The organism is uncultured Pseudoalteromonas sp., from assembly GCF_963922945.1.
Classification (GTDB): Bacteria; Pseudomonadota; Gammaproteobacteria; order Enterobacterales; family Alteromonadaceae; genus Pseudoalteromonas.
This window is the reverse complement of the sequence record NZ_CAWUKC010000141.1, coordinates 1-4,219: the sequence shown is the minus strand read 5'-3', so window position 1 is coordinate 4,219 and position 4,219 is coordinate 1. Positions and strand designations below refer to the sequence as shown.

Here is a 4,219-nt window from a genome sequence, read left to right as displayed (position 1 = left end):
GGTTGGTTCATGGTTGTAGAGGTATCGCCCTGTACCATAGCAAGTACATGGGGTTTTACTTCAACAATGGCTTTTTCTATTTGTTCGGGGGTAAATACCTCGCCCCACGGAACTTCTATGGTGTGTACTTTTGCGCCTACGCGCTCGGCTATTTCAGCAAGCAAGTGGCCAAAGCGGCCCATAATGGGCACCAGTACTTTATCGCCTGGGCGCAAAATAGAGCATAAAACGGCTTCTATGCCTGCGCGCGATGTACCATCAACTAACAGGGTCCATTCGTTTTTGGTTTTAAAAATTTCGCGATAGCGGGCCATGGTTTCGTTCATAAAACCGGTCATTACTGGGTCGTATTGGCCAATTAGCTGCGCCGACATAGCACGTAGCACGCGTGGATCTGCGTTTATTGGGCCTGGGCCCATGAGTAATCGCTGTGGCGGATTTAAAGTTTGAATTTGCGTGTCGCTAAACATGTTTTAGGCTCCCAGAGTTTGAATAAGCATACGAATGCCCGTTATCATTAATACAACGGCAAAGGCGCGTTTTAATTGTTTTTGATCTAGCTTGCTACCAATTTTTACGCCAATAGGGGCAAACAAAATAGTAAGCGGAATAATAAGTATAAAAGCAGGTAGGTTTACAAGGCCCCACGTTCCAAGGGGCGCATCGGTGGGTGTAGTACCAATACTTAATAAAGTAATAACGCCCGGTAGCGCAATTAATAAGCCAAATACAGCAGCGGTGCCAACGGCAACATGGGCGCGTACGTTAAACGCGTTTAGCATGGGCACGCCAATAGTACCGCCACCTATGCCAATCATTACCGATAAACCACCGACAATACTTGCCATAATGCCTTGGCCAAATTTACCTGGTAGCTTACTTACAAGGGCAGGTGCGCCGGCTCTAAATAACATGTTTAAGCTAACTAAAATGGCAATACAGGCAAACATAAGTACCAGCGCATTACCACGTATTGAGTGCGCTAAGTAGCTACATACTACGGCCATTACTAAAATAAACGGCGCCCAGTACTTAATTAAAGCAAGGTCAATGTTGCCTTTTGCATGGTGCGAGCGAATAGACGAAATAGACGTTGGCACTATAGTGGCAAGCGATGTCGCCGTGGCTATCATCATGGCCGACTCAGGGCTTACGCCAAAACCTTGTAGTAAAAAGTACAACACAGGCACAATTACTATGCCGCCGCCCACACCAAAGAGGCCTGCTAAAATACCTGCAAAAATGCCGGTTGCAATTAAGGCCGCTATAATCGGCCATTGATTTATTATCTCTGTCATTGTGTTCCTGCTGTAGTTACTATTGCGCGACCATCTGAACGAGGATCGGTGGCTGCTTCAAGGCTGGTAGGTGTATCTAAAATGGCACCCGCGTGGCCCATCATTTCATTGTTATTATCAACGCTTACCCAGTCGTGGTCACGTTGATTTAATTCATGTTTAACTTGAATTACTAAGCTTTGCTCTACCTTTAAGTTTGTGCTTGTGTCGCCCCAAGTGCGCCCTAATAGCCAGCGCGGATCGCTGATTGCTTGGTTAATTGGTTTTTTACGCCATGCGTAACCACTAAATACGGCAGCTTGTGTTTGGGGTTGGCCTTCGCCGCCCATGGTGCCGTAGGCAAGGCGCCTGCCATCATCAAATTTTGCTAAAGCTGGGTTGAGTGTGTGAGCTGGTTTTTTATGTGCTTTTAAGGCATTGGCATCGTTGCTATTTAAACTAAAGCTTAAACCGCGGTTATTCCACACAAAGCCGCCTTCGCTCATGAGTATTCCGCTACCAAATTCCCAGTAAACACTTTGAATAAAGCTCACGAGTTGGCCGTTTTTATCCCGTGCTGCCATCCAAACGGTATCGCCTGGCTCTGCACTGAACGGCCATTGCTTGGCTTGGCTCATATCTATATTGCTGGCAAGCGCATTTAAGCGCTCATCAGTTAATGCGTTTTTATAATCATCGCCAAGCGCATCTGGGTCAGCCCAAAGTGTAGGGCGGTGGGTAAAGCTTTGTTTGGTTGCCTCAACAATTAAGTGCATCCAATCAGCCTCTGTTTTGGCTAAATGTTTTAGTTTATTAACGGCGCCAATTATTTGCAGAGAATGCACGCCTTGCGTGGGAGCAGGTAAGTTAAAACACTGTATGCCTGATAAATTAGCATTAAGTGGTGTCACTACATCTGCTTTTGTATTGGCTATGTCGGCTGGGGTAATAACACTGCCTGCGGCTGCTAAATCGCTTGCAAATGAGTTGGCAAGTTCTCCTTCGTAAAAAGCATTTAAGCCGTGCTCGGCTAAGTGCTCAAAGGTACTGGCGAGTTTTAGGTTTTTAAAATGTTGCCCTGCTTGCAAAGGTTTACCATTGGGCATGTATAGCGCTTTAAAGGCATCGTTAGTATTGGCAACACTTGCCAGTTTTTCGCAGCCAGCTTGCAGGCTTTTTGATACTGTGAATCCTTCGCGAGCAAGCTTAATAGCAGGCGCTAAAATAGTACTTAGAGGTAGAGCTGCGTGCTCATCTACCTCAAGGGCTTTTTGCCAGCCACGAAGCGTAGCCGCTTGGGTCAATGCGCTTAAACCGCCGCGCTCTGGTATGTGTGGCTCATTGCTATAGGCGCTTATATCATTTGGTGCGCGCCCGCAAGCATCTATAGCTATGGGTGTGCTTTGGTTTAGGTTATCAATAAGCCAAAAGCTGTCGCCGCCAATTGAGTTCATATGCGGGTATACCACGCTAATAGCAGCGGCGGCTGCTACCATGGCCTCAACGGCTGTGCCGCCTTGTTTTAGTATTAGGGTGCCTGCCTCGGTTGCCGCAAAATGCGGGGCAGTAAAGGCAATGTTGTGTGTGCTCATGCAAGTGTGTCCTGTTAAAAATGTGCAGCTAATTGTTGTACGCAGGCAAGTAGGCTTTTATCGTTGCCATGGCTCATCATTAATGAAAACCCATACGGGTGGCCATTTTCTAAATTAGCCAATGGTAAGTGTACTTGCGCCGAGCGGCTCAAACCCGCTATGGCCGATAAGGTGATTATTTGCATGCGTAAGGCGCTTGTGTCGGCGCCCAATTTAGGTGCAGTTGTGGGTGTGGTTGGCAAAAATAAACAACTGTTTGTATTTAGGTTTTTAGCGATTAGTGTTTGCCACTGGGTTTGAATATTTAGTGCTTCTTGTTCTTCTTGGGCGGTTAGGGCAAGCGCCATGTTAAAACGTGCCGCAATTGCCGGCGCAAACTGGGGAAGTTGCCCTGGCAATTGAAGCCAATCTTTATGCGTTTTTGCGATAGCTCGCCCTTGCAGTATTCTAAAGCTGTCAGCCAATTCGCTTAGTAAGCTGCTATTAGGCAGTTCAAGTTTTTTATGGTGTTTAAAATAAGGTTTGGTTTTTTCAAGCAATTGTTTAAGCGGAGTTTGTAAAGCAGGGTCAATCAGCTCAAATAATGGCTCGCAAATAACTAAAGTATCAACGTTATTAATAGTTTGATTTAGTAACAGTACATTGCCTACATCGCTTAGCAGATCTGCACTTTGCGTAAGCCAGCCAATGGTATCAAAAGGGGGCGCGAGCGGAATTAGGCCGTCCTTTTCAATAACGTTATGGCTTGGCCTTATGCCAAATAAGCCACAATAACTTGCGGGTATTCTAATAGAGCCGCCGGTATCGGTACCTAAGCCAATATCGGCTAGGTTAGCAGCAACGGCGGCCGCCGAACCCATACTTGAGCCGCCACTCGCATGGCCTTTAAGTTTTGGGTTTTGTGCCGCCCCGTAGTGAATGTTATTGCCCTCTAAGCTGTAAGCCAGCTCATCAGTGTGGGTAAAGCCTGTAAAGCGACAACCCTCATTCATTAACTTATTTACGGAGCTTGCTGTTTGCTGGCTAGGTTTTGCTGCTTTAAACCAGCTTGGATTACCTGCGCTGTTGCGCTCACCTTTAACAGCAAATACATCTTTTACTGCAAGGCGCCTATTTACTAGTGTGCCGTGAGTTTGTGTTTGCCATGCTTTAGGGCCATGGTCACAAAAAATACCGGTAAAATTATTATGTGTTTTGGTACTCATATCACCACTCGTTACAAAGTAAATCTGACCAACTGGTTATAATCAGATTTAGGGTGATTAAAAAGACGAATTAGTTTTTATTATTTTTCAGCTCACTGCGTAACATCTTATTTTTATTTTACAGAGCCTGATCCGCTTTTTAATC

The 4,219-nt window shown here is 45.9% G+C and carries 4 protein-coding genes; all 4 read right to left on the bottom strand.

Features of this window, described 5'->3' with window-relative positions:
- A partial coding sequence (locus tag AABI99_RS17570) for an aminotransferase class V-fold PLP-dependent enzyme (protein WP_338367416.1) occupies window positions 1–470 on the bottom strand: 470 nt, incomplete at its 3' end.
- 3 nt (window positions 471–473) lie between these two features.
- Window positions 474–1,298: a sulfite exporter TauE/SafE family protein gene (locus tag AABI99_RS17565; RefSeq protein ID WP_055014525.1), complete on the bottom strand. Its 825-nt coding sequence runs from the start codon at window positions 1,296–1,298 to the stop codon at window positions 474–476.
- Window positions 1,295–2,869, bottom strand: coding sequence for a gamma-glutamyltransferase (locus tag AABI99_RS17560; protein ID WP_338367415.1), 1,575 nt, complete (start codon window positions 2,867–2,869; stop codon window positions 1,295–1,297). The genes AABI99_RS17565 and AABI99_RS17560 overlap by 4 nt, the downstream gene beginning before the upstream one ends.
- Window positions 2,870–2,883: 14 nt before the next feature.
- Window positions 2,884–4,074 (bottom strand): amidase family protein, encoded by a 1,191-nt coding sequence (locus tag AABI99_RS17555; RefSeq protein ID WP_338367414.1) that lies wholly within the window; start codon window positions 4,072–4,074, stop codon window positions 2,884–2,886.
- Window positions 4,075–4,219 lie beyond the last annotated feature (145 nt).